Here is a 24,218-nt window from a genome sequence, read left to right as displayed (position 1 = left end):
CGTCCTCGCCCGAACTCAGAAAAGACTAGTGCTTAGTCGTCGCTCTTGCCGTTTGCCCGAGGGGTCTGACCCTTCGGGTCATCGAGGGGGTCAACGACGGAATCAGCGGCCGGCTCATCAACGGCAACCGTCGAGTCAGCATCGACTGCTTCGTCTTCGGTGGGCTCGTCTTCAACGACCTTGAGGATGGTCTGACGGTGCAGACGGATGATGGTGCCAGGGGTTGTCTCGACGAACGCCTCGTTCTTGTCTTCGTCGATCGACAGGAGGGTGCCGTACAGACCGAACTGCGTCATGATCTCGGCGCCGGGCACCATCTTGCTGCTGAGCTGTTCCTGCTCAGCACGGCGCTTCTTCGAGGTGCGGAACTGAAAAAACACGAACAGCGCCAGAACGGCGATCATGACAATGAGCAGGGGATCCATGCGGAGTGGAGACCTTCCGGGGTGGAGACGCGCAGTACTGCGCACGATAGTCACGCGTCTGGCGCGACCGTAAAAGACTACAGGCCTTCTCCGAATACACCCGACGTGCTCGGTTCGACTCCGAGATGGGCCCAGGCCGCGCGCGTGGCAACTCGTCCGCGCGGAGTTCGTGCCAGTAGACCCATCCGCACGAGGAAGGGTTCGACCACCGACTCAATCGTTTCGGCCTCTTCTCCAACGGATGCCGCGAGGGTGCTGAGACCTACGGGCCCACCATCGAACTGCCGCACGATGGTGGTGAGGATGGCGCGGTCGAGCCGGTCGAGCCCGAGCGCGTCGACATCGTACAGGTGCAGCGCGGCCCTGACGGCATCGAGGCCATCCGTGCGATGCACGAGCGAGTAGTCGCGCACGCGACGAAGCAGTCGGTTCGCGATGCGAGGCGTACCCCGACTCCTGCCGGCGATCTCGGCGCGCGAGGTGTCATCGACGTCGAGGTCGAGCAGCCGGGCAGCGCGGGCGATAACGCTGCCGAGCTCGTCTTCAGAGTAGAACTCGAGGTGTGCGGTGAATCCGAAGCGGTCGCGCAATGGGTTCGGGAGGAGGCCCGACCTGGTGGTGGCACCGACGAGGGTGAATGGCGCGAGGTCAAGTGGGATCGATGCTGCGCCCGCCCCTTTGCCCACCATGATGTCGATTCGGAAGTCTTCCATCGCGAGATACAACATCTCTTCAGCGGAGCGCGCCATCCGGTGGATCTCATCGATGAAGAGCACCTCTCCGGGAATCAGCGACGACAGCAGGGCCGCGAGGTCTCCCGCGTGCTGAATCGCCGGCCCGCTGGAGAGCCGGAGCGGGCGAGCGCTCTCCTGCGCGATGATCATGGCGAGGGTCGTCTTGCCGAGCCCTGGAGGCCCTGCAAGCAGAATGTGGTCTGGCGCCCGATTCTGGATCGCCGCCGCGTCGAGCAGCAGTTCCAGTTGAGCTCGGACTTTCGACTGTCCGACGAACTCAGCGAGGGATTTCGGTCGCAGTGCGCCTTCGAACGCGAGTTCTGCCTGGGATTCTGGCTTCGGCGTCACGACCGAATCAGCGCTCCGCTCAAAACTGCCGTACTCAACCCGGTCACTCGCCGTCATCGCCCGACTCCCCTGCCTGCCGGCTGCGCGGGGCCAAGCGACGTGAGCGCAACCCGCAACAGTGCGGGAACGCTGTCGCGAAGCGCAGGCTCCACGACCTCGACCGCATCATCGGCAGCCTGGACAGCGGCACGCTCGTTCCACCCGAGGCCCATGAGCGCTTCAACGAGATCCGCCCTCGCATCGCCGGGAACCCGCGCGGTGGATGAGGTGGCCGAGCGGGTTGCGTGGACTTTGCCTGCGAGCGACAAGACAATGAGCTTGGCCGTCTTCGGCCCGATGCCCGACACCTTGCGGAAGGCGCTGTCATCATCGGCATTGACCGCGCGCGCAACCTCATCCGGCGACATCACCGAGAGCACCCCCATCGCCGACTTGGGGCCGACGCCGGTCACCCCGCGGAGGAGATCGAACACTGCGAGGCGATCGCCGTCGGCGAAGCCGAACAGCGCAAGGTCATCCTCTTTAACGACGAGCGCAGTACGGATGCTCGCCTCTGAACCGACGCGCAGCATCCTGGCGTGATCGGGGGTGACACTCATCGCCAATCCGATTCCGCCGACTTCAACCACGGTCGACGTGCCGGAAACGGAAAGCACGACGCCACGGACCGAAGAGATCATGGGTTCAGCCTACGAGCCTCCGCCGACCTTGCCGTGGAGCGCTCGGCGGCGCGCCACGCACGAAGCGCTGGAGTCGCGGCATCCGACGAGGGCGTCTCGCCCGCCGGATTACCACGCCAGGCATGGCACAGCGCGAGTGCGAGCGCATCTGCAGCATCCGCCGGCTTCGGTGGGGCGTCCAGCCGCAGGATTCGCGCGACCATCTGCCCCACCTGCTGCTTGTCGGCAGCGCCGTAGCCCGTGACCGCAGCTTTCACCTCCGAAGGGGTGTGTAGACCGACGGCGAGCGAGTGCCGCGCGGCGGCAAGGAGCACGACCCCGCTCACCTGGGCGGTCCCCATGACTGACTTGAGGTTGTGCTGCGCGAACACGCGTTCGAGCGCAACCGCCGTTGGCGTGAACTCGGCAAGGATGCGATCGAGCGCGTCGCCGATGAGGAGCAGGCGATGCTCGAGGGGAAGGTCAGTTGGGGTCCTGATGACGCCGACCTCTACCAGTGTGGCGTCACGACCGCGACCGACGTCAATGATGCCGACCCCGCATCGTGTGAGCCCCGGATCGATGCCGAGGATGCGAACACTCACGGGGCGGCGCCTAGTCCTCGTCGAGTTCGGCCTGCGTCTCGGGCGCCACAGAATAGTTGGCGAAGATGTTCTGCACGTCGTCGAGGTCGTCGAGCGCATCGATGAGTTTGAAGACCTTGCGAGCGGTCTCGGCATCGAGCTCGACGAGGAGATTCGGAACGAACTCCGCCTCGGCAGAGTCGTAGTCGATGCCGGCCTCCTGCAGCGCCGAGCGCGCCGCGACGAGCTCGGAAGGCTCCGTGATCACCTCGAAACCACCCCCGTGGTCCTTGACCTCCTCGGCTCCCGCATCGAGCACCGCCAGCAGGATGTCGTCTTCCGTAACGTCGTCGGTCTTGGTGATCGAGATGACACCTTTGCGACTGAAGTTGTACGCGACGCTACCAGGATCGGCCATGGTGCCACCATTGCGGGTCATCGCGGTGCGCACTTCAGCAGCGGCGCGGTTCTTGTTGTCGGTGAGACATTCAACGAGCAATGCCACACCGCCCTGCGCGTAGGCCTCGTACATGATGGTCGCGTAATCGATGGACTCACCGCTGAGCCCGGCGCCACGTTTGACCGCGCGATCGATGTTGTCGTTTGGAACGGAGGTCTTTTTGGCCTTCTGAATGGCGTCGACGAGCGTTGGGTTGCCCGAGAGATCAGCGCCGCCCATCTTCGCGGCAACTTCGATGTTCTTGATCAGCTTCGCGAAGGACTTCGCCCTTCGTGCGTCGATGACCGCCTTCTTGTGTTTCGTGGTTGCCCATTTGGAGTGACCTGACATGGGAAATATTCTACCCAGCCACGAGCGCAGCCAAGATTCCCGTCAGCTCCGCCGCCGGGGTGCTTCGCTGACCATCCCGAGGAAGTGCTCGTGAAAGCGGTAATCCTGTGTCACTTCGGGATGGAACGATGTTCCAAGAAGGTTGCCCTGCCGCACCGCAACGACGCGCCCGTCGTTGAGCGACGCGAGCACGCTCACGCCTGCGCCGACCTCCGAGACGACCGGTGCTCGAATGAACACCGCATGGACTGGCGGCTCCCCGAGGTCCGGCACGTCGAGATCGGTCTCGAATGAATCGCCCTGGGAGCCAAACGCGTTGCGGCGCACCGTCACATCAATGCCGCCAAACGACTGCTGCCCTGGGCCAGCATCGAGCACACGGTCAGCAAGCATGATGAGCCCGGCACACGTGCCGAACATCGGCATCCCCGCGGCCACCGACTCTCGGATTGGGTCCGCCAGCCCGAACGTGCGTGACAGCTTGTCGATGACGGTCGATTCACCACCGGGGATCACGAGTCCGTCGACCTCGTTGAGATCGTGAGGCGTGCGAACCGGTCGAGCGTCAGCACCGAGCGAGTGGAGGACCTTCAGGTGTTCTCGAAAGTCACCCTGCAGCGCGAGGACTCCAACCCTGGGCGACACGGATGCAGCGGACCTACCAGCCACGCTCGGCGAGGCGGTGCGGGGCTGCAAGGTCAGCGACATTGATGCCGACCATCGCCTCGCCAAGGCCCCTCGACGTCTCGGCGATGACATCGGCGTCGTCGAAGAAGGTGGTGGCCTTCACGATGGCGGCAGCACGCTTTGCAGGGTCACCAGACTTGAAGATGCCGGATCCGACGAAGACCCCGTCAGCGCCGAGCTGCATCATGAGCGCAGCATCCGCTGGTGTCGCTACACCGCCTGCGGTGAAGAGCACGACCGGGAGCGTGCCGGTCTTCGCGATCTCGAGAACGAGTTCATACGGCGCCTGGAGCTCTTTCGCCGCAACATAGAGCTCGTCGTTGCTCAGCGATGTCAGGCGTGCGATTTCGCGGCGGATGGTGCGGATGTGCTTCGTAGCCTCTGAAACATCGCCGGTGCCAGCCTCGCCCTTTGAGCGGATCATGGCGGCACCCTCGTTGATGCGTCGGAGCGCCTCGCCAAGATTGGTCGCGCCGCAGACGAACGGCACGGTGAACGGCCACTTGTCGATGTGGTTCACGTAGTCGGCCGGGCTGAGCACTTCAGACTCGTCGATGTAGTCGACACCGAGCGACTGCAGCACCTGGGCTTCCACGAAGTGGCCGATGCGGGCTTTTGCCATGACGGGAATCGATACCGCTTCGATGATGCCGTCGATGAGGTCTGGATCGCTCATGCGCGCCACGCCACCCTGTGAACGGATATCGGCAGGAACACGCTCAAGCGCCATCACGGCGACGGCCCCGGCATCCTCGGCAATGCGCGCCTGATCTGCTGTGACGACGTCCATGATGACGCCGCCCTTCAGCATCTCGGCGAGGCCGCGCTTAACGCGGTTTGAGCCGGTTTCGGTGCTGGGGTTCTCGTTCGCAGTGCTGTTGGCCATAGCGGCAATTCTACCTTCGTGTGGAGTGCGGATTTCGCACGGTCAAGCCGACGCGGGCCACGCGGACGCAAGCTCGTCGCGCACCTCGCCGAGAAGCCGAGGCACTGCCTTGGTGCCCGCGATGATCGGAAAAAAGTTTGAGTCGAGCGCCCAGCGCGGCACGATGTGCTGGTGAAGGTGCTCAGCGATGCCCGCCCCCGCGATCCTCCCCTGGTTCATGCCGATGTTGAAGCCGTCGCACAGGGATGTCTCACGCAAGACCCGCATTGCGGTCTGCGTCAGCGTAGCGATCTCCCCAATCTCCTCGAGGCTCGCCTCGTCATACGTCGCAACATGGCGATATGGGCACACGAGGAGATGCCCGGAGTTGTACGGATACAGGTTGAGCAAGACGAACGCGTGGTCTCCTCGAGCAACGATGAGGGCGGTTTCGTCATCGCGACCTGGCGCAATGCAAAAGGGGCACTCGTGCGCCTGTGGCTGCTGCCCGTCCTGGATGTATACAAGACGGTGCGGCGTCCAGAGCCTCTGAAAGGCATCCGGCACGGCGGCGAACCCGTCTGCCGTCTCAGCTTCGACGCCGGCGAACTCATCCGGACCAGAACTCGGCATCAGACTTGCGCCTTCGACGCGATCGCATCCAGGATGCGAGCAACCGCTGTCTCGATCAGCACGCCGTTCTCCTGCGTTCCGTCCCGGAACCGGAAGCTCACGGCGCCAGCGGCACGGTCGTCCTCACCGGCAATGAGCTGGAACGGCACTTTCGCCTTCGTGTGATTGCGGATCTTTTTCGGCATCCGATCGCTCGAGAGATCGACCTCGGCACGGACGCCCCGCGACTTGAGGCGCGCAATGATCTCCCCGAGGTACTCGTTGTATTCCTCGGCCACAGGGATGCCGACGACCTGGACAGGGGCGAGCCACACGGGGAATGCACCCGCGTAGTGCTCGAGCAGGATGGCGAAGAACCGCTCAATCGAACCGAGCAGGGCGCGGTGGATCATGACGGGCTGCTGGCGGCTGCCATCGGATGCTGTGTACTCGAGCTCAAACAGCGCGGGCTGGTTGAAGTCGAGTTGCACGGTGGAGAGCTGCCAGGTCCGACCGATGGCGTCTCGCGCCTGCACCGAGATCTTCGGGCCATAGAACGCGGCGCCGCCGGGATCGTTGACAAGCTCAAGACCGGATTCGACGCCGACCTGCCGGAGGGTCTCAGTCGCCTCCTCCCATTGCGCATCACTGCCGACAGATTTCTCAGGGTCTCGAGTGGAGAGCTCGAGATAGAAGTCCTCGAGGCCGTACCCGCGAAGCGTCTCGAAGACGAAGTCGAGCTGACGACCGATTTCGTCCTTCACCTGCTCGGGTGTGACGTAAATGTGTGCGTCGTCCTGAGTCAGGCCTCGCACCCTGGTGAGGCCCGAAAGCGTGCCGCTCTTCTCGTAGCGATACACCGTGCCAAATTCGGCCAGGCGAAGCGGTAATTCCCGGTAGCTGCGTCCGCGCGCACGGAAGATGAGGTTGTGGAATGGACAGTTCATGGGCTTCAGGTAATAGTCCTGGCCCTGCTTCGTCACATTGCCGGCGGCATCCCGCTCCTCGTCGAGATGCATCGCGGGGAACATGCCGTCCTTGTACCAGTTGAGGTGCTGGCTGGTCTCGAACAGGTGCCCCTTTGTGATGTGGGGCGTGTTGACGAGGTCGTAGTCGTAGGCGAGCAGCTGCTGCCGCATGTAGTTCTCGATCTCGTTGCGGATGATGCCGCCGCGAGGGTGAAACACTGCGAGCCCCGAGCCGATCTCGTCGGGGAACGAAAAGAGGTCGAGTTCCGAGCCGAGCTTGCGGTGGTCGCGCTTCGCCGCTTCCTCGAGCCGTGCCGTGTATGCACGGAGGTCATCCTTGGACGCCCAGGCGGTGCCGTAGACACGCTGGAGCTGGGGGTTCTTCTCCGAGCCCCTCCAGTAGGCGGCCGCCGTGCGCATGAGCTTCCACCCGTTGCCGAGCATCCGTGTGCTCGGGATGTGGGGGCCGCGGCAGAGGTCCTTCCAGACCGTCTCGCCCGTCTTCGGATCGACGTTGTCGTAGATCGTGAGTTCGCCGGCGCCGACCTCGACCGACTCGTTGTCGCCACCCTCTGATGCCGAGCCCTTCAGCCCGATCAGTTCGAGCTTGTAGGGCTCGGATGCGAGCTCAGCACGTGCTTCCTCATCGGTCACCACGCGCCGCACGAACCGCTGACCCTGCTTGATGATGCGCTCCATGGCCTTCTCGATGGCTTTGACATCGTCGGGAGTGAAGGGATCAGCGACATCGAAGTCGTAGTAGAAGCCATCCGTGATGGGCGGGCCGATGCCGAGCCTTGCGTCGGGATTGATCGTCTGGACTGCCTGAGCGGCGACGTGGGCGGCCGAATGGCGGAGGATCGCGAGGCCCTCCTCCGACTCAATCCTCACGGCCTCGACAGAATCCGACTCAGCGACGCTGGCTGCCAAGTCTCTCAACTCACCGTTGACCCGCATGGCGACGATGTCGCGGTCGGTAAAGAGGTCGAATCCTGACTGCTGGCTCATTCGGCCAAGTTTAGTGTCGCGGCGCGGCTCCTGAGATCGCCGGATACGACGCTTTGCAAACGAAAGAAGCCCCCGATTTCTCGGGGGCTACTGTGGGCGATACTGGGATCGAACCAGTATTTGGGCTACTGGACTACACCCCCGAATCCACTGGGATATGCCCGCTTTAGCCCTTTGTTGTAGGCAATTCGCGATTCATGCTGTAGCGTCACTGTTGTTCACAAGTAGACACAAGTGGACACGAGATATTGCACGGTATTGCACGAATCGGATGGAATCAGGGCATGGGAACAAAACAGTTACCCCAGAAGAGCAGGAAGCGCCGGCAGTCATTTGGCGCTCTCCGCACCCTTCCCTCTGGCCGTATCCAGGCGAGTTACACGGGCCTCGACGGCAAGCGTTACAACGCTCCGCACACGTTCGACAATCAGACCGACGCTCGAGGGTGGCTCTCGATTCAGCAGGCCGCACTCGTCAAGGGTGAATGGTCCCCCGTCGAAGCATCACGCGCAGCAGCCAAGAAGGCAGGCAAGACAGACACGCTCGGAACCTATGCGATCGAGTGGCTGGACACCCGCACCAACCGCCACGGTGAAGCCCTGCGCCCACGAACCCGCGTCGAGTACGAACGCCTCCTAGATGGCCCCCTGTCCACGCTCACGGGCGAACGCATGGCGATGCTCACCCCAGAGATGATCCGCGCTTGGTACTCCGCGCAATCGAAGACCGGGAAGATGACTCAGACGGCACGCGGCTACGGGCTGCTCAAGTCGATTCTTGCGACCGCCGTGCAGGATGGGCGGATCGTCACCAACCCGTGCATGATCCGTGGCGCACAGAACGCCAACACGGGCAAGAAGGTTGTACCCCCGACCGCTGTCGAGTTGCAGAAGATCCTCGACGCCATCACCCCCCGCTACAAGGCCGCAGTGCAGATCGCAGCATGGGCCGGATGTCGCTATGGGGAACTCACCGAACTGCGCCGCAAAGATGTGCGCTTGGTCATGGACGGCAAGGCGCTTGAAGCGATCATCATCGACGTGACCCGCGCGGTGACCCACACAACGGGCGTCGGCTACACGATCGGCAAGACCAAGAGCGAAGCGGGTGTGAGGTCGATCATGCTGCCACCACACATCCACGACGACATCGTGAGGCACCTAGAGCACTACGTAGACGCCTCCCCCGACGCTCTGCTGTTTCCCGCCGCAGACGGCACCACACACCTCGCGCAATCCACATTCGTGAAGCACTACTACCCCGCGAGAGAAGCCGCCAAACGTGGCGACATGCCATTCCACGCACTACGCCACTACGGGGCCACGAGATTCGCCCAGACGGGCGCAACCCTCAGAGAGATACAAGAGCGCCTAGGTCACTCCACAGTGGCCGCTGCGATGCGATACCAGCACACCGCAGGACGCGACACCGAGCTAGCGAAACGAATGTCAGAGCTCGCCTAGAGACTTGCACCACACGGTGCAAAGAAAGAGCCCCCGACCTGGGCAAACAGTTCGAGGGCAGTTCACAACCCCACTGAAAGAGGAAACCATGAACAACTCAATGGTAATCGACCGGGCAATCACTGCTGGATTCGACGTAAAGCGCGCGGAAGCGATCGCGGGAGCGCGCGGCCTGACCCTCACGCATGTGATGAACGGCGATGAATCTCCCACGACCATCTGGCAGATCACGTGCACACCGCCCGATGCGCGCGCCGGCCTCGTGGCCGTCGAGATCGACAGTAACGAGGGTACGACATGGACGGTCTACGCAGACGCGGAGAAGGACGGCATCTTCACGGCAGATCAGGCTCGAAGCCACGCCGAACACCTCATCGGAGCGTCCACGCTCGCCGACGAACTCAACGCGGAGGTGAAGTAATCATGTCAACCGCCACCATCGACCCCAACAAGAAGACCCTCGTAGAGTGCACCGAGCCGAACTGCACCCACTACGACATCGGGCACGAGACGTGGACAGTGCTCGCCCACGACCCGTGCATCACACACACACGAACAGAGAACTACGGCGTCACAATCGAACGGTTCCAAGACAACGAAGCATGGGATATCGGCGTGGACTTCACGGGCGATCTGACGGTGGCTGAGGCGCAGAGACTCATCGACGCACTCACCGCCGCCATCGCAGAGGTGAACACGCTCAACGCGTCCTAGAACCACCGCCCCGGCACAAGCCGGGGCACTCCCCGATGTAGCTCAGTGGACAGAGCAGTTGGTTTCTACCCTTCTGGCCGCAGGTTCGAATCCTGCCATCGGGACAGCCACGACACGCCGCAAGTGGACAAGTGTTGACACGAACACACGTTCGAAGCTAGAGTGGCTTTACAACTTAAGACCGACGCTACGTATTCGCTCCCTGGAGGAGCAAGCGAACTAGAGCCCTGGTGGCTTGAACGCGTGAATGCCTAACGGATTGGCTGCGCGCCCCTGGTGGGCCTCGAGCACTCGAACCGAGCACGATTTATCTCCCTATGAGATATGTCGCGTTCGGTTCTTTCTCTTTATAGGGAGTGCAACCGTGGCTACAGCCGCACCCGCCCCTGAGTGGGCCACAATCCAAGAATCAGCCGACCGGTACCAGGTCAGTGCCAAGACCATCCGCCGATGGATCACCGCAGGCCACATCGAAGCCAAGCGCTTCGGGCCGCGCCTCATCCGCGTAGACATCTGCAGCGTCGAGTCGATGGGCAACAGGCTCCAGTACGGCGGTGATGCCGCTTGAATGCCGCAACCGCCAACAAGGCCACCTGGAACCACGAGGTGAGCCAGACCGAAACGGTCGAACAACTCCTCCGGCGCGCCATGTACATCGTGGATGGTCAAGCCCTGCTCATCTCGCCGGCCAAGGTCGCGCGCATCGTTCGCGCCTACATCCGCCGAGGCGGGCCAAGCGTCGACTTCGACGTGTACTTCATGACCCATGCGGATCCGACCGGCGAGACGGCGATTCGTAACGTCATGGCGGGCACCCGTTGACCGGGGAACGAGAAAGCCGCCCGGAGGGGAACCGAGCGGCTTCGAATCTCACTAACCACTACGCCAATTCTACCGCCGATCTGATCGGTTTCTCCGTAGAGCAGCAGCTCGACTCGTTGCTCTGGCAGTTGTTCTTCGGCCAAGTCGAACTGCACGAGCTCACTCCTGCTCTGCTCGCATGGCACACCCTCGCCTACGACCAGGGCCGCGCCTCACGGGACGCCGAAATGGTGAAGCTCGAGCAGCGCATCGAACGCCTCAACTACGAGGCCGATCTCTTCTATTTCTGTTACAGCAACCGCAAGACACCCGCCGACTTTCTCAGGCATGCCACGAACGAGCTTTGGGAAGAGGCCAGCCGATGAGCACACCATTCAACGCCCAGTGGCTGATGCAGCAGCACTTCCCGCCAACAAAGTACGTCGTCCCAGGGATCATCCCCGAAGGCATGACGCTGCTCGTAGCGGCACCGAAGATCGGCAAGAGCTGGATGGTTCTAGGCCTCGGCCTCGAACTATCCAACGGCGGCAACGCATTCGGGCGCATCCCCGTTGGCAACCCCCGCCCCGTGCTGTACCTCGCGCTCGAGGACGGACAACGCCGGCTGCAATCACGACTGCGAATGCTGAACCCGCAGGAGGTGTCTCACCGGCTCGAGTTCCAGACATCGATCGATGACGGGCACGTCGTGGAAACCATCCGCGCCTTCATGCAGAAGCACGACGGTCTAGATCCTGTTGTCATCCTCGACACCCTCGGCAAAGTTATGCCACCAGCAGGTAACAGCAGTCAGTACGGCCACGACTACAAGGTGCTGTCAGCACTCAAAAGCACCGCAGACGCCGTACCAGGCTCGTCACTCGTCATCGTGCACCACACCCGAAAGATGGACGGCGGTGACTTCCTAGACGCTGTGAGCGGCACTCAGGGCATCGCCGGGGCGGCAGATACGGTGCTCGTGCTCAGGCGCGATCGCCAAGAGAAGCGGGCAACGCTCCAAGTCACGTCACGCGACGCGGCAGAAGGCGAATACTCGCTCACAATGACCGACTCAGGCGTGTGGGAGCTCGACGGTGAAAGCCTCGAAGATGCAGCACGTGCAGCTCAAACCACCAAGGCATCCCAGGGTGTCGGGGATCGTATGGCCGAAGTGATCGAGACAGTGAGTCGTTTCCCTGAGGGGGTCAAGCCTCGCGACCTCAAGACACTCCTCCCAGACGTGACGAACGTAGACGAATACCTGCGTCGAGCGTTCGATTCAGGCCGCATCGAGAAGCTGTCACGAGGCTTCTATGCCCCTGTGAGAAGTGTGAGAAGTGAGAGTTTCGGAGAACCGGAGACTCCTCAAACTCCCACTTCTCACACAACTCACACCCCTACTGGGGCAGAGGTAGCAGCATGACCGCCGCTGTCTTCGCCCTAGTGAGCTTCTGCGGACGGGGAAGCATCCGCCTCTTCGATCACGAGCACGAGGGGCGCGAATCGTTGGCACTCACCAACGCACTCGGATGCGGCCCCAAATGCACTCACAACCACCGCCTCATCGTCCTAGGAGACGTAATCGCATGAGCCAAGCCTCAGACGCATACCAGCGCCTCACCGCCGCCATGTGGACATCCCCGCCCGACTGTGAAGGGAACGAGCTATTCACCGCAGACGACCTCACAGCAGCCGACAAAGCCGCCTGTAAAGCCATCTGCGACCTCTGCCCCCTCTACGAGCTATGCGAAACATACGCGCAACTCGACCGGCCAAAAGCCGGCGTATGGGCAGGCAGAACCTACAGCACCCGAAAGGAAAAGTGATGCCCCGACTGAACCCAACCGAGTTGGGACTTATCCGCCCCCACCCGAATCACACCGCCATCGCCTACCTCGAAAAGCAACTGCGACACGAATGGCAGGCATGGCTCGAAGAACTCCGCACAACCCGACGCACCCCCAAGAAGAAGGAAACCAAATGAGCCACCTGCCCAAGAACAACCCTGTCCGCTACCTCATCGAATCAGCAGCGAACGGACGGAACATCACAGACAAGGATCTCGCCCTCCTCGACCACGCCGACCTACCAGCAGGACAGTCACTCTCAACACTCCGCGCCCAAGTCCTACGCGCAGCCAACTCCGTAGCAGCACAAGCGCCCAACGGACGCGATGCAGCGATGGGCCACGCCGCGCAGGAATGGGACCGCCTAAGCGAATCCATGACCGATGCACAGCGCAACGTCGACACCACATCCGGCCCTGACGATGACGCCGCCATTCGCAACATGGTCACCGACCTCTTCAACAACTAAGGAACCTCAATGTCTCGCTACACCACTACCCGCCGACAGCCCGTCGGAACCTCAACCGCACAGCACCTCATGCGCATCACCGAGTCCCTCGAAGCTGTAGGCGTCACCATCCCACCCAAGATCGAGAAGGAACGTTCACGAACCCTCGAGCGACTCGCCGGTATCGAACAGAAGCGCAAGGCATCCAACCCCGAAACGATCGTCGCGGACACTGTGCGCAGGATCGCAGACGGCACCGCTGAGCTCTCCGACATCATGGCCGCAGCCAGCGCACGCACCCTCGTAACGAACACACCCAACGCGCCATTCGCGCAGATGTTCTACAACGCGCAGATCCTTGTGTCGAGAGACACGCACGCGGTATTCGCGGAACACGGAGAAGCATGGGTAACTGAGACGTTCCGGCCCCTCGTGGATGTGCACGTCAGAACCGTTCTCGACGCTGCACCCGAAACCTTGCGCCTGGATCCCCGAGAAGATCCACGACAGCTCGACATCCTCTTGCACATCCCCGCAGTGGCCGACGCATGGGCGGCACTCAGCACCATCTACGAACAGACCCGCGCACTTCGCACCCTCGAAGTAATCCGCAGCACACACCAGCGCGCGGACTGCTACGAGTACACAGGCGATCCAGGCAAGCGCGACCACATGCAAGACAACAGCCTCACGTGGTTCGTATGGGCAGCACGAGAAGGACACACCCCCGGCATCTACACCGAAGCCGACTCAGCCAAGGACCGGAAGTAAGGACAACACCATGCAGCACATCCGACTCACCAAGCCACTCGGCGGCAAGCCACAAGGCGCGGTCATCACTGTCACCCCAGGGGCAGCAGAACAGCTCATCGCGGGCGGACACGCACTGCCAGTAGTCAAGTAGTCAGCAGCGGGGATGTCTACACCAAGGCATCCCCGCTATGCTGCAACCACCAGCCCGATCCCGTGGGGGTGCCCCCCTCGCGGACTCTCGCCAAACCGCCGGATAGCAATTCTGATCCTGCGTGCGCTGATGCTGTGTTTTTAGGCCCGTCTGCGCGGCCCAGAATGCGTCTTCTGCCCCGTGTTTCCGGGGTTTTCGGGCTTCTGGTGCCCTCAATCGCTTAGATGGCGGTTTTTCGTCTCTGTCTCCCATGTTTCGGCTACTTCCCATATAAACAAAGGGAATAACCGTAACAGTTTCCAGATAGACTGGAGTCATGGACACTGGGTGCGGGTATTGCGGGACTCCGCTGACCCTCTATAGGGCTGACGCCAAGTTCTGCTCCCCTAAGTGTCGCGTGTACGCAGCTAGGCGGGCAAAAAACGGCCCATTCTTGCCGAAAATGATGCAGAAACAGCCCCGTTTCGTGCGATTCAATGCCAAGAAAGTGCCCTTTTCTGTTCACGGAGGCACGGCCTCTTCGATCGATCCGGCTACATGGTCCACATATGCAGAAGCCAAGGCGAGCGCCATCGGCAAGGGCATCGGATTCGTCTTGAACGGTGACGGTATCTCTGTGCTGGATCTGGATCACTGCTTCGAAGGTGGCAAGTTGCTGCCGTGGGCGCAGGAGCTTGTGGACGCCAATCAGGGCACGTTCATGGAGGTGTCGATGTCGGGCGAGGGTCTGCATATCTGGGGGCTTCTGTCGGCACGTCCAGGCCGCGTCATTCGGGACGGGCGCAACCTCGAGGTGTACACGCAAGGCCGATACATCGCCCTCGGTGCGCCATTGGCGGGCACGGCGGCAACGCTTCGACCGCTGGTGGTCGACATGTAAGTAACGAGTTTCATAGTTCGGGCTTCACGCATTCCGCGTGAGGCCCATTTTCGTTTGGAGACAAGAAGATGAACGATCTCGCTATTCCACTGAGCTTCGATCTGTACGGGCGCATTGACATGACAGGAGAGAGCCAGTGATCGACGGCCTGCGGAACAATGAGTATGCGCGGCGTCTCATCTACGAGTGGACCCGCGGAGGCGACATGCGAGGCCCAACCGAGCGGCGACCGAAAGAGTGGTGGCTGCGGGAGTTCGACCGTATCGGCCCGTTCGATGCGTCGTACACTGTCGACCAGGTTGGCGAGTCCGAATATGCGTCGATCGAAGTCGACGTAACTCTAGTCAGTACCGCGCCGCCGCCCCCTGTGCACCTACTCCGTGCAGCGCCTTCACATCTAGCGGATGGGTGGTCCTGGACTGATTCTGTGGAGTCTGTCGCGAGATACACGATGCGGCACGGCAATCCCTCGCCAGTATGGACATGCACGCCTGCACGAGTCTTTGGTCGCATCACCCTGTCCGCAACGGGTGAGCTTGGACCAATGCATGTCACCGAATGGGTCATCTTTCCGAAGGAAGGCACCATCCGCGAGTATGTCCCTGACTCCACACCGGTCTAGCCCGCCCGCAACAAGAATGCGCCCCCGAGGACTTATCCTTGAGGGCGCATTCTTTGTGTTTCTGGGGTTTCTAGAAACCAATATGAATAGGAGACCGTCGCATTCGATGAATGAGACGGTTCCGGAACCCCTGCGAGGGGGAATTCTTGGCCAACGATACGCTGTCCAGCATGCTGAGTCAACCTAACGAGAGCGTTCGTGCTGCGCTCCACGCAACCCTAGCTCCCGCGCGTATTCGCCCTTATCGAGCGGTCTTCGGCGGGGACGTGCGACGAGGCCTAGATCTCTATCTAGCGGACATCGAGTTGTCTGGCGCTCTGCACGAGATGCTTCATCTGGCGGAAGTGACCCTGAGAGAGCGGATCCACCGCAGCATGACAGCTGCGTACTCTGAGCGCTGGCTCATAGACCTGCATGGTCAGTTTGACTATCGAACCAAATCGAAGATCCGGGACGCCAAACGTTACCTTCCCCGCCGCTTTCCGGTTGGGAAGCTCGTGGCCGAGCTGAACTTTGGGGCGTGGACCGATCTATTTGGGCCAGGCAGCGCGCTCGAGCGGGGCAGTAGCGAGAATGCGGACTACTCGGAACTCCTGTGGAAGCCAGCTCTGAACGGCGTTTTCCGAGACTCGATGCTGTCGCAGGAGGATGCGGCGGGGCTGACCCGAAGAGTTCGGTGGGCGCGAAACCGGGTGTCACACCACGAGTCACTTGTATTCGGGATACCGCATCCGGGTCAGAAGGCTCCGGATGGCACTTGGTATCGCCAAACCCCCGAAAGTGTAATGTTCGACATCAGATACATGCTGGATCTGCTAGAACCGGGCTTGGCGTCTTGGGTCGACGCATGCAACCACGCCGACGAGATACTTCACTTGGAGCTCTCCGAGGATGCACTGGCTCGTGCGAAGGAACAGCCTGGCGTCACTTGGGTCTAGCAGAACCTAGGCTGCTTCACAGCTGCACCAGCCCGCATTCTCAGCACGCCCATGCTTCGGCACCGCTTCGTGTCTCAGCGTCCATCCTTACGAGGCGAACAGGGTGCTTGGGCGCGGTGCACGGCCGATAGAGTGCGCCCATGGATCAAACCCTCCTGGAAGTCATCGCGGGGGTTGCCATTCCCTCAGCAGCCATCATCATCTCGACAGTGGTGGCCGTGAACCTAGCCAAGTCGGAACGGCTGGCAGCCGCAGAGGCTCGTGACGAAGAGCGCGCACAGATCGCGGCCGACCGATTGGAAGACAGAAGCGACGAGGCCTTTGTCCGGGCGCTCGGTGCTCTTGCGACTCTCAACACGATCAACCTTCGGGCCGAGAGCGCTGCCGAGCCATTCCGGGAACTCCGCGTGGGCCTGACTTTGCTCGAGGCTGCGACTAGTTCTTCTGGCAATGCCCTTCTCGCTGAGTGGTTCGAAACCGAAACAGCGAGAGGCCTCGCTCAAGCACGCGAGACGATGCGAAGACTCAGTTTGGTCCCACCGCAGCTTGCCAGCGAAGCTGATGTAGCTGCCGCCGTAGCAGCAGGCGAGCCGCTCAACATCTGGGCACGTGACTTCGCGAACAACCTACGCCACTGGAGGCGTGTAGGGGCGTCAGATGGGGACTTACAGCGCCTCATTGGGGCCGCTCAGATGCAAGCGGAGAAGGAGTCCTGATTTCCGCTTAGCAGGCACGACAGCGAACTCGCTCTACATGTTGAGAGCGGATGAAACGCTTTGACCAGCTAGCACCACGAAGCGCTCCCAAGATTTTTTCTTGGGGGCGCTTTTCGTGTTTGAAGGTATTGCACGGGTATTGCATGACCACCCCACAGAAGCAGAAAACCCCCGGTTTCCCGGGGGTTTCTCTGTGGGCGATACTGGGATCGAACCAGTGACCTCTTCCGTGTCAGGGAAGCGCGCTACCGCTGCGCCAATCGCCCGGGGTGTACGTGAGTGGAGGTGGCGACGGGATTCGAACCCGTGTGGACGGCTTTGCAGGCCGCTGCCTCGCCTCTCGGCCACGCCACCATGGAGGGTTCCCACGTGCGTGAGACTTCACTCGAGCGGATGACGAGATTCGAACTCGCGACCCTCACCTTGGCAAGGTGATGCGCTACCACTGCGCCACATCCGCATTGCCCGCATCTCTGCGTGCTCGATGACTCTATCCGAACTTATCTCCCCACACCAAACCCGCGCCGCATGCGGCGCGTCCCGTGCGGCCCGGGTGCTCGAATGCTGTGCTTCCCGCTGCGGAAACCTGTGGCAAGATTGTCCGGACGGGCGATTGGCGCAGTTGGTAGCGCGCTTCCTTCACACGGAAGAGGTCATCGGTTCGAGTCCGGTATCGCCCACAGAAAACCCCCGATTGTTCATACGTTTCTTGCTGCTCCGATGGCCTTTCTGAGTCTCACCGATCGAGAAGAGGAAAGAACGTCAGTTGGGGCACGCCGTCGCTGTCGGCGCGGCGTGCGCCGATTCCGTACGTCGCGGCGATGAGCTCTGGCTGCAGTATTTCGTCCGGCGTACCGCTGGCCACAAGGTTGCCCTTATCGAGGAGAACGAGCTCGTCGCAGTAGCGCGCGGCGAGGTTCAAGTCGTGCAGCACGACGAGCGACGTGAGCGGCAGACTCCGCACGAGTGCCAGAATCTCGTGCTGGTACCGGATGTCCAGGTGGTTCGTCGGCTCATCGAGGAGCAAGTGGGTTGCACCCTGCGTGATGGCCCGGGCGATCAACACGCGCTGGCGTTCGCCACCGGACAGCGTGTCGACCGACCTCTGGGCGAGGTGGACGACGCCCGCGCGTTGCATCGCGTCTTCGGCTGCTGCTTCATCTTGCGGCTGATAGCGGCTCCATCCCGACATTCGGATGGACCGTCCGAGAATTACGGACTCCCAGGCTGTGAGCGGCAGACCGGTGCGTTCCTCCTGCGCCACCACCGCAATGCGTTCGGCGCGATCTCGAGCAGACAACGTGTCAAGCACGTCGCCATCAATGACGACCGTTCCGCGAACGCGATCGATGGCGCCGAATATTGCCCGCACGATCGAAGACTTTCCCGAACCATTCGGGCCGATCAGTCCGACAGTCCTCCCCGTGTGAAGGCCAAGACTCACGTTCGCGACGGCGACGGCCTGGCCGTACCGAACGACCAGGCCATCGACGTCGATCACTGCGAAATACGCCCGGTGCCCTCAAGCACGGCGCGAAGGCCGCGGAGCGCGCCCGGGTCAGGCGACAGATCAGACGCGGGAACCCCGACGATCTGATCGTTCTTCACGGCGGCGAGGTCGTTCGCGCCGGGCTCGGAAAGCAGGTGCGTCTTCGCATCTTCGAAGCTTTCGCCGTAGAGGCCGTAGGCAAGGACGATGGTGTCGGGATCAGCGTCGAGCAGGGTCTCCACATTTGCCTCCAGGTAGACGGAGGGCTCATCGCCGTAAACGTTGTCGAAGCCGGCGCGGTCCAGTACGTCGTCGGCGATACCCTGCCCTCCGCGAGCGGAAAGGGTGGAAGACGAGGAAAAGTAGTACACGACGGCGGCAGTGCCCCTCTCAGTCTCGGTCGATACGGACGCGGTGAGCTGATCAAGTTCGTCGCGGAGTTCGGTGAGGCGTTCGTCAGCCGCAGTCTGCGTGCCGAAGACGCTCGCGAGTCGTTCGACGTCGGCGAAGATCGCGTCAAAGTCGGTCTTCTCTGTGAGGGCGGCGTCATGGCTGCACTCACCGTCGATGACAATCTCAGGGATGCCGGCTGCGGCGATGTCGTTCGACGAGGCGTTGAACAGTCCGTAGCCGACGATGATGTCGGGTTCCGCTCCGATGATCGACTCCGCCGTCGGGTCGGAGGGGTCGACGATCGTCACATCGGCAGGCGGGTTCTCGAGGCCATCCGGGAGATCTGCGCCGAACTCGCCACTCCGGGCGGTGATCCGATCGGATGCGCCCGCTGCATCGAGCAGTGCGATCGACGAGGTGCCGATGGTCAGGATGGAAATGGGCTCGGAAGTGATCTCGAGATCCGCACCGCAGTTTTCAATAGTGAGCGGGTACGGGCCATCGGCGTCGACATCTGCCGTCGCAGCCGAACATGCTGTCACTGCGACGAGCGCTCCGATGGCGACGAGGGCCGCGCCAGAAAGTCTCTGGAGGTGATTGGTCATACGAATGTTCTCTCTTTCGGTGTGGGTGAAACTGGATCTGGGGCATGTGATTCTTGGGTCAACGCTCTGCCGAACGCCGGATCAGAGCGATAAGGAGGGGCGTCCCGATGAGCGCGGTGAGGATTCCCAATGGCAACTCCCTCGGCGCGAAGGCGATTCGGGCGGCGGCATCGGCCCAGACCAGCAGGAGGGCTCCAAGGACAGCGGATGTCGGGATGACGATGCTGTGTCGTCCACCAACGAGACGTCTGACGATGTGCGGCACTACCAGCCCGACGAAGCCGATCAGCCCCGACACCGAGACGGCGGCGGCGATAACGAGACACACAACGAGCACCGCAGACGCCCGAAAGCGGGTGGGGTTGGTGCCGAGCGCCAACGCGGTGTCGTCGCTGATGGCGATCGCATCGAAGCGGCGAGCCCACAGAGTGAAGGCCACCAGCGCGACAATCACTGCAACGAGTCCGATCGGCACGGACTGCCAGCGAGCCTGGCCCAGTGAGCCGAGCATCCAGAAGAGCACAGCGCGAGTGCCGTCACGGGATTCGCTGGCGAACACCAAGAAGTTCGTGAGAGCGGTGAGCGCGAAACCGACCGCGATTCCGGCGAAGATCAGTCGCGAGGGCACGAACCGGCCACCGATCCTGGCGATCGTCATCACAAGCACGATCGCCAGCATCGCCCCGATGAATGCGCTGCCGGTGAGGGCGATCGCGCCGAGGCCGGAACCAACACCGAACAGAAGGCTTGCCGCCGCTCCTGTTGATGCGCCGGATGAAATGCCCAGCAGGTAAGGGTCAGCGAGCGGATTGCGAACGAGCGATTGGATGGCCGCACCCGTCATCGCGAGCACGGCTCCGACGAACGCGCCAAGCAGCACCCGAGGAACCCGGATCAGCCACACTATCGATTCCTCGGCCGAGGTCCAGGTCACATCGATCGGAAGACCGAGTTGCGCCCCGACCACGCGTGCGACAACCAACGGAGAAATGTCTACCGGGCCGATGCCGACCGCGACGATCGCCGATCCAATGAGCACCCCGCAGAGTGCGGCAAGAAGGACAGTTCCGCGACGCCGAGTTTGGCGGGCGGCGTCACCTAACGGCGTTCCGAATGACGTGTCGGAGTGGCGCGGAGGCGCATCGATGGTGTACACAGTTACTGAGCTTACTGATACTGATTCTCGTTACCAAACTGAGGACTGCCGTGATTCATCTCCGACTCTTGCACCTGGCCGCACCTGCGCGCGCTGCGGTCGCCGCGACGATCGTGATGGGTCTGATGCTCAGCGCACTCGCGATCGTGCAGGCCGTATCGACAGCACAGGTGTTCTCAGGAATCGTGACGGGAGCATCGCTGTCCGCCCTTGTCGTGCCAATGCTCGTGATGGCGGCTGCTCTCCTTGCGCGTCCCTTCGCTACCGCCGGTCGCGAGATCTCCGCTCATGCGGCAGCGTCCAAGGCCAAGACGACGCTGCGGGCTCAGATGCTGGACGCGGCCGCGGCCGCCGGCCCGATCACGACCGGTACGCAGCGGACGGGGGTGTCGGACTCACTCCTCGTCGATGGGGTAGAGAACATCGAGCCGTACGTCGCACGGTACATCCCCCAGGTGGTAATTACGGCGATCACTGCGCTGACAGTAGTCGTGTTGCTCACGGCGGTCGACCCGGTGGTGGGGATGGTGACGGGGATCGCAGCCGTCGCGGTGCCGGTGCTGCCGCGTCTCTGGGATGCAACGCTCCAACGTCGCGGTGACGACCACTGGGGCGCGTACTCCGGTCTCCACGCCGACACCGTCGATGCCATGCGAGGAATGGAAACGTTGAAACTGCTCGGCGCCACCCGTCGAACCCGGAACCGGCTCACCGTCGCGGGCGAAAACCTCCTGACCGCCACACTTGCCCAGCTCAGACTGTCCCTCATCGAATCCGGACTCACCGGGTTCCTCCTCCTCGCGGGTCCCGCCATCGCGCTCTGCGTAGGGGTCGCCCGAGTGAACGCGGGCGCACTCCCCGCATCGACCCTGTTCCTGGTGACGATGCTGGCCGTCGAGGCCTATCGACCCTTCCGCGATCTCGCAAACCACTGGCACGCCGGCTACCTCGGCGTCGCTGCCGGCAGCCGCATCGTGGCAGAACTCGACCGTGCACACGGGTCTGCCTCCGCTCATCCGGATTCGCGAGTCGCCGCCGCACCGCCGTATGCGGTCGAGCTCGACGACGTCGTCGCCCGCTATCCCGGCACCGACACCGATGCAGTCAGCCATGTCACACTCCGCATTCGGCGAGGCAGCCGCGTGGCCGTCGTGGGAGCGTCAGGATCAGGGAAGTCGACCATTGCGAACATCCTGCTCGGGTTCATCGCGCCGGCGTCTGGCCGCGTTGCCGTTCTAGAGACCAGCCCGGGACACGCGGCTGTGGCCCTTGTCTCGCAGGATCCCGTGATCTTCTCGGGCACGGTGCGCGACAACCTCGCGGTGGTCGCGCCAGACGCCGACGACGCACGCCTTCTCGAGGCGCTCGAAGCAGCACAGGCGCTCGAGCTCGCTGGCGTCGAGCAGGGAGGCTTGGATGCCCCGGTCGGCGATGCTGGCGCCCTGCTCTCGGGCGGTCAGCGCCAGCGTCTCGCCATAGCTCGCTCGCTGCTCCTGGATGCCCCAATCCTGCTGTTGGACGAAGCGACAAGCGCAATCGAAACACGTCGAGAGCGCGCGCTGCTGGCAGGCCTCCCCCGGCTCACGCGCAACGGGACACCGGTGACGACAGTAATTGTGGCCCATCGATTGACCAGTATCCGCGACGCGGACGAAGTGTTCGTGATGGGCGGGGGTCGCGTCCTCGAACGCGGCCGCTACTACGAACTCGTCGCGACCGGCGGTGCATTGGCGCAGCTAGACGCTGCACAGCGAGACGAGGTCGCGGCATGAGCACGATGACAATGCTCCGACCGGTTTTGCGTCTCCTCGCGGTACTCGCTCCCGCCGATCGCCTCCTCTTCATCCGGTCAGCGCTGTCGATGACCGCCTACCAACTCGCCGCAGCTGCGGCCGCTGGACTCAGCGCCAGCATCGCTTCCTTCGTTACAGCAGGAGACAGCGCCCTGGTAACAACACTCCTCATCGGCCTAGCCGTCGCAATCGTCACCTGTGGCGCATTCACGTGGGTCGAGTCCTGGCTGAGCCACGTGCTCGCCTACCGAGTGATTGCCGCACTTCGCTTGCGGGTATACGACGCGATCGAACGCATCGTGCCCGGCCGATCGGCTCGCCGACGCGCTGGCGAGGTTACCGGGACCGCGATGGGAGATGTCGAGGCGATGGAGTGGTTTTATGCCCACACACTCGGCGCCGCACTCAACGCCCTCCTCACCCCTGTACTGTTCGGCATCGCGCTCGTAGTTCTTGTGGGCCCTATCGGTCTCCTCGTCCCACTTGGGATCGCGCTGCTTCTGACGGTTCCGTGGCTGCTCGCACCGTTGCAGACCCGACAAGGCGCAGATATTCGGGAACGCATTGGTGCGTTGCGCGCGACGACGTTCGAAGGGATGGAATCGCGTCGGGAGATCGCCGCCCTGGGTTTGACCGATCAACATCGCGACACGGTCCTGGCACACACCCGCGCCGTTCAGTCCGCAAAACGGCGCTTCTCGCTGCGCAGCGCCATCGAAGGCAGTCTGGCTGACCTGATCGTCGCCGCGACCACGTTCGGGTTCCTTCTCGCGCTTGTCGCTGCGGCGGCAGCGGGCACCATCGACCCGGTGCTCATCCCTCCAGCGACCGTCTTGGCGACCGCGTCCATCGTCCCGGCCGTCGGAGCATTCGCAATGCTGCAGCGCGTCGGCGAAATGTCAGCGGCCGCAACCCGCATCCTCTCTCTCCTGGACGAGCCAGATGAGGTCTTCCCTGGAGAAGACACTCGTCAGGGCGGGGGCTCCGGTGCGGTGCAACTCAGCAATGTCGGCTTCGGGTATACCGATGATCAACTCGTGCTCGACGGTCTCAATCTCGACATCCGGCCCGGCGAACACCTCGCGCTCGTCGGCGCCTCCGGAGCCGGAAAATCCACAATCGCCCGACTGCTCACCCGCCTCTGGAATCCCACCTCCGGGAGCATCGTGCTCGACGGGCGAGACCTCCGCACACTGACCGCCGACACCGCCCGACACGAAGTGTCACTCATCCCCCAGCACCCGTTCATTTTCCGCGGTTCGCTCCGCGAGAATCTGCTGCTAGCCAACCCCGATGCGAGCGATGCAGAGCTGGAAGAGGCAGTGCGACGAGCGGGCCTCGGTGACACCGTCGCAGCCTTCGACGCGGGCCTGGACGAGCCCGTTGGAGAACGCGGCACGGCACTGTCGGGAGGCCAACGCCAGCGGGTGGCGATCGCGCAGGCGATGCTCCGCGATCCTGCCGTACTGATCCTCGACGAAGCCTCCGCGAACCTCGACACCATTCTCGAACGCGACCTGGCCGACATGCTCGCCCGCGTCCGATTCAGGCGAACGACCATCGTGATCGCTCACCGGGTATCCACTATCCGCCGGATGCCGCGCGTGGTGCTGATCGACAACGGTCGCGTGATCGCTGACGGCACCCATGACGCCCTCACTGGCGACCCTCGGTACTGCTCGCTGCTCGCTCTCGACCACACCAATAACCCTGACGCATCGACCATCCGGGTCGGCGCACAAAAACAAGAGAGGGGGTGACGAATATGC

At 62.5% G+C, this 24,218-nt stretch carries 29 protein-coding genes and 5 tRNA genes; 19 read left to right on the top strand and 15 right to left on the bottom strand.

Translation table 11 applies throughout. The annotated features are described in order from the left end of the window. Positions 1 to 32: 32 nt before the first annotated feature. From yajC to thrS, 9 genes are all read right to left on the bottom strand, one after another. Entirely contained in the window at positions 33 to 425 is a 393-nt protein-coding gene (yajC, locus tag ACY48M_RS03940; RefSeq protein ID WP_462818921.1) for a preprotein translocase subunit YajC, read from the bottom strand. A gap of 77 nt (positions 426 to 502) precedes the next feature. Then, the gene (gene ruvB / locus ACY48M_RS03935; RefSeq protein WP_462818920.1) at positions 503 to 1,564 is read right to left on the bottom strand and encodes a Holliday junction branch migration DNA helicase RuvB; all 1,062 of its coding nucleotides are present in this window, start codon (positions 1,562 to 1,564) and stop codon (positions 503 to 505) included. After that, positions 1,561 to 2,187, bottom strand: a complete 627-nt coding sequence (gene ruvA / locus ACY48M_RS03930) for a Holliday junction branch migration protein RuvA (protein ID WP_462818919.1) — start codon at positions 2,185 to 2,187, stop codon at positions 1,561 to 1,563. The genes ruvB and ruvA overlap by 4 nt, the downstream gene beginning before the upstream one ends. Continuing rightward, positions 2,184 to 2,771, bottom strand: coding sequence for a crossover junction endodeoxyribonuclease RuvC (gene ruvC / locus ACY48M_RS03925; protein ID WP_462818918.1), 588 nt, complete (start codon positions 2,769 to 2,771; stop codon positions 2,184 to 2,186). Before ruvC ends, ruvA begins: the two co-directional genes overlap by 4 nt. 10 nt (positions 2,772 to 2,781) lie before the next feature. After that, a complete protein-coding gene (locus ACY48M_RS03920) occupies positions 2,782 to 3,540 on the bottom strand; it encodes a YebC/PmpR family DNA-binding transcriptional regulator (RefSeq protein WP_462818917.1) in 759 nt (252 codons plus the stop codon). Positions 3,541 to 3,582: 42 nt separating this feature from the next. Continuing rightward, positions 3,583 to 4,209 carry a pyridoxal 5'-phosphate synthase glutaminase subunit PdxT gene (gene pdxT, locus ACY48M_RS03915; RefSeq protein WP_462818916.1) on the bottom strand — a complete coding sequence of 209 codons (627 nt, stop codon included), beginning with the start codon at positions 4,207 to 4,209 and terminating at the stop codon, positions 3,583 to 3,585. Continuing rightward, positions 4,199 to 5,113, bottom strand: a complete 915-nt coding sequence (gene pdxS / locus ACY48M_RS03910) for a pyridoxal 5'-phosphate synthase lyase subunit PdxS (protein WP_462818915.1) — start codon at positions 5,111 to 5,113, stop codon at positions 4,199 to 4,201. The genes pdxT and pdxS overlap by 11 nt, the downstream gene beginning before the upstream one ends. A gap of 42 nt (positions 5,114 to 5,155) precedes the next feature. Next, complete coding sequence (locus ACY48M_RS03905) at positions 5,156 to 5,725, bottom strand: HIT family protein (protein WP_462818914.1); 570 nt, start codon at positions 5,723 to 5,725, stop codon at positions 5,156 to 5,158. Further along, positions 5,725 to 7,680, bottom strand: coding sequence for a threonine--tRNA ligase (gene thrS, locus ACY48M_RS03900; protein WP_462818913.1), 1,956 nt, complete (start codon positions 7,678 to 7,680; stop codon positions 5,725 to 5,727). Before thrS ends, ACY48M_RS03905 begins: the two co-directional genes overlap by 1 nt. A gap of 284 nt (positions 7,681 to 7,964) precedes the next feature. On the opposite strand from thrS, the gene ACY48M_RS03895 reads away from it, so the two are divergent. From ACY48M_RS03895 to ACY48M_RS03820, 16 genes are all read left to right on the top strand, one after another. Beyond that, a complete protein-coding gene (locus ACY48M_RS03895) occupies positions 7,965 to 9,143 on the top strand; it encodes a site-specific integrase (protein ID WP_462818912.1) in 1,179 nt (392 codons plus the stop codon). 88 nt (positions 9,144 to 9,231) lie between these two features. Continuing rightward, positions 9,232 to 9,564 carry a hypothetical protein gene (locus ACY48M_RS03890; protein ID WP_462818911.1) on the top strand — a complete coding sequence of 111 codons (333 nt, stop codon included), beginning with the start codon at positions 9,232 to 9,234 and terminating at the stop codon, positions 9,562 to 9,564. A 2-nt stretch (positions 9,565 to 9,566) separates the two neighbouring features. Further along, a complete protein-coding gene (locus tag ACY48M_RS03885) occupies positions 9,567 to 9,857 on the top strand; it encodes a hypothetical protein (RefSeq protein ID WP_462818910.1) in 291 nt (96 codons plus the stop codon). A gap of 31 nt (positions 9,858 to 9,888) precedes the next feature. Beyond that, positions 9,889 to 9,961 (top strand) — tRNA-Arg (locus ACY48M_RS03880). Positions 9,962 to 10,221: 260 nt separating this feature from the next. Further along, positions 10,222 to 10,425: a helix-turn-helix domain-containing protein gene (locus ACY48M_RS03875; RefSeq protein WP_462818909.1), complete on the top strand. Its 204-nt coding sequence runs from the start codon at positions 10,222 to 10,224 to the stop codon at positions 10,423 to 10,425. Then, the gene (locus ACY48M_RS03870) at positions 10,422 to 10,679 is read left to right on the top strand and encodes a hypothetical protein (RefSeq protein ID WP_462818908.1); all 258 of its coding nucleotides are present in this window, start codon (positions 10,422 to 10,424) and stop codon (positions 10,677 to 10,679) included. The genes ACY48M_RS03875 and ACY48M_RS03870 overlap by 4 nt, the downstream gene beginning before the upstream one ends. Before the next feature lie 116 nt (positions 10,680 to 10,795). Beyond that, positions 10,796 to 11,044, top strand: coding sequence for a hypothetical protein (locus ACY48M_RS03865; protein WP_462818907.1), 249 nt, complete (start codon positions 10,796 to 10,798; stop codon positions 11,042 to 11,044). Continuing rightward, positions 11,041 to 12,081 (top strand): AAA family ATPase, encoded by a 1,041-nt coding sequence (locus tag ACY48M_RS03860; protein ID WP_462818906.1) that lies wholly within the window; start codon positions 11,041 to 11,043, stop codon positions 12,079 to 12,081. The genes ACY48M_RS03865 and ACY48M_RS03860 overlap by 4 nt, the downstream gene beginning before the upstream one ends. Positions 12,082 to 12,187: 106 nt before the next feature. After that, a complete protein-coding gene (locus ACY48M_RS03855; protein ID WP_462818905.1) occupies positions 12,188 to 12,484 on the top strand; it encodes a WhiB family transcriptional regulator in 297 nt (98 codons plus the stop codon). Further along, the gene (locus tag ACY48M_RS03850) at positions 12,484 to 12,642 is read left to right on the top strand and encodes a hypothetical protein (RefSeq protein WP_462818904.1); all 159 of its coding nucleotides are present in this window, start codon (positions 12,484 to 12,486) and stop codon (positions 12,640 to 12,642) included. Before ACY48M_RS03855 ends, ACY48M_RS03850 begins: the two co-directional genes overlap by 1 nt. Beyond that, positions 12,639 to 12,974, top strand: a complete 336-nt coding sequence (locus ACY48M_RS03845; RefSeq protein WP_462818903.1) for a hypothetical protein — start codon at positions 12,639 to 12,641, stop codon at positions 12,972 to 12,974. Before ACY48M_RS03850 ends, ACY48M_RS03845 begins: the two co-directional genes overlap by 4 nt. A 9-nt stretch (positions 12,975 to 12,983) precedes the next feature. Then, positions 12,984 to 13,724, top strand: a complete 741-nt coding sequence (locus tag ACY48M_RS03840) for a hypothetical protein (RefSeq protein ID WP_462818902.1) — start codon at positions 12,984 to 12,986, stop codon at positions 13,722 to 13,724. Positions 13,725 to 13,734: 10 nt separating this feature from the next. Beyond that, positions 13,735 to 13,857 (top strand): hypothetical protein, encoded by a 123-nt coding sequence (locus ACY48M_RS03835; protein ID WP_462818901.1) that lies wholly within the window; start codon positions 13,735 to 13,737, stop codon positions 13,855 to 13,857. Positions 13,858 to 14,299: 442 nt separating this feature from the next. Continuing rightward, positions 14,300 to 14,737 carry a hypothetical protein gene (locus tag ACY48M_RS03830; RefSeq protein ID WP_462818900.1) on the top strand — a complete coding sequence of 146 codons (438 nt, stop codon included), beginning with the start codon at positions 14,300 to 14,302 and terminating at the stop codon, positions 14,735 to 14,737. A gap of 768 nt (positions 14,738 to 15,505) precedes the next feature. Then, complete coding sequence (locus ACY48M_RS03825) at positions 15,506 to 16,297, top strand: hypothetical protein (RefSeq protein ID WP_462818899.1); 792 nt, start codon at positions 15,506 to 15,508, stop codon at positions 16,295 to 16,297. 140 nt (positions 16,298 to 16,437) lie between these two features. Further along, positions 16,438 to 17,013, top strand: coding sequence for a hypothetical protein (locus ACY48M_RS03820; protein WP_462818898.1), 576 nt, complete (start codon positions 16,438 to 16,440; stop codon positions 17,011 to 17,013). Positions 17,014 to 17,207: 194 nt separating this feature from the next. On the opposite strand, the gene ACY48M_RS03815 is transcribed toward ACY48M_RS03820, so the two are convergent. The 3 genes from ACY48M_RS03815 to ACY48M_RS03805 form a co-directional block, all read right to left on the bottom strand. After that, a tRNA-Val gene (locus ACY48M_RS03815) sits at positions 17,208 to 17,279 on the bottom strand. 14 nt (positions 17,280 to 17,293) lie between these two features. Further along, positions 17,294 to 17,367 (bottom strand) — tRNA-Cys (locus ACY48M_RS03810). Between the two features lie 34 nt (positions 17,368 to 17,401). Next, positions 17,402 to 17,473, bottom strand: a tRNA-Gly gene (locus ACY48M_RS03805). Between the two features lie 147 nt (positions 17,474 to 17,620). On the opposite strand from ACY48M_RS03805, the gene ACY48M_RS03800 reads away from it, so the two are divergent. Further along, positions 17,621 to 17,693: transfer RNA gene (locus ACY48M_RS03800), tRNA-Val, on the top strand. A 56-nt stretch (positions 17,694 to 17,749) separates the two neighbouring features. Here ACY48M_RS03800 and ACY48M_RS03795 read toward each other — a convergent pair. Genes ACY48M_RS03795 through ACY48M_RS03785 form a run of 3 tightly spaced genes read right to left on the bottom strand, consistent with a single transcriptional unit; the run spans position 17,750 to position 20,539 of the window. Beyond that, positions 17,750 to 18,514, bottom strand: a complete 765-nt coding sequence (locus ACY48M_RS03795; RefSeq protein WP_462818897.1) for an ABC transporter ATP-binding protein — start codon at positions 18,512 to 18,514, stop codon at positions 17,750 to 17,752. Next, a complete protein-coding gene (locus tag ACY48M_RS03790) occupies positions 18,511 to 19,500 on the bottom strand; it encodes an ABC transporter substrate-binding protein (RefSeq protein WP_462818896.1) in 990 nt (329 codons plus the stop codon). The genes ACY48M_RS03795 and ACY48M_RS03790 overlap by 4 nt, the downstream gene beginning before the upstream one ends. 58 nt (positions 19,501 to 19,558) lie before the next feature. Next, a complete protein-coding gene (locus ACY48M_RS03785; RefSeq protein ID WP_462818895.1) occupies positions 19,559 to 20,539 on the bottom strand; it encodes a FecCD family ABC transporter permease in 981 nt (326 codons plus the stop codon). Positions 20,540 to 20,706: 167 nt separating this feature from the next. Between ACY48M_RS03785 and ACY48M_RS03780 the strand changes: the two genes are divergently transcribed. Both ACY48M_RS03780 and ACY48M_RS03775 read left to right on the top strand, forming a co-directional pair. Next, on the top strand, positions 20,707 to 22,428 hold the full coding sequence (locus ACY48M_RS03780) for an ABC transporter ATP-binding protein/permease (protein ID WP_462818894.1): 1,722 nt from the start codon (positions 20,707 to 20,709) through the stop codon (positions 22,426 to 22,428). Beyond that, a complete protein-coding gene (locus tag ACY48M_RS03775) occupies positions 22,425 to 24,209 on the top strand; it encodes an ABC transporter ATP-binding protein (protein ID WP_462818893.1) in 1,785 nt (594 codons plus the stop codon). The genes ACY48M_RS03780 and ACY48M_RS03775 overlap by 4 nt, the downstream gene beginning before the upstream one ends. Positions 24,210 to 24,218 lie beyond the last annotated feature (9 nt).

The sequence above is a fragment of the Homoserinimonas flava genome (genome assembly GCF_054969005.1).
The sequence above is the reverse complement of the archived record's forward strand: the minus strand, read 5'-3'. Positions and strand labels throughout refer to the sequence as shown.